This is a genomic window from Desulfonatronum sp. SC1 (genome assembly GCF_003046795.1).
Classification (GTDB): Bacteria; Desulfobacterota; Desulfovibrionia; order Desulfovibrionales; family Desulfonatronaceae; genus Desulfonatronum.
The window spans coordinates 1-452 of record NZ_PZKN01000141.1 but is presented as its reverse complement, the minus strand read 5'-3'; the positions used below and the strand labels follow the sequence as shown (position 1 = coordinate 452).

The following is a 452-nucleotide window of genomic DNA, read 5'->3' as shown; positions in this document are numbered from 1 at the left end:
CCTTAACATCTTCCTCCTCACCAAAACAGTATCGGCGGCTAACAAGCCCCAGGCGGGCTGTCACAAATACATTCAGCACGCCAAAGCGATAACTCCCCCGCTCCACAGGAGTCAATTGATAGTTAATAACTTCTGCCTTCCCGGGCAATAAGCGTCGTTTAAACAAATTGTCTCTTATTTGAAAAACAAAAGGCAACTCATCAATAATTTCAGCTTTAACAGGGTAGTTGAAATTACTCTCTATTTCAATTGATACATTATTGGCATCTCCATTTGAAAACCGCTCGGGAAGGAAACGTCTGGCAGTAAGTTTTTTCGCTGTGTCGGGGCCAAAAAGCATAAACAGATCGATGGCAACCATCACCACAAAGAGCATCAAAGAAACTCCTGCCGGAAAATAGAGTGCATGCCACATATACGCCAGAACAAAAAAGGCGCTCAGAGCCCATACC

At 44.2% G+C, this 452-nt stretch carries 1 protein-coding gene; it reads right to left on the bottom strand.

Annotation, left to right across the window (positions count from 1 at the left end):
- The coding region (locus tag C6366_RS21045; protein ID WP_199221602.1) for a hypothetical protein at nt 1-376 on the bottom strand (376 nt) is incomplete at its 3' end.
- Nucleotides 377-452: the final 76 nt, after the last annotated feature.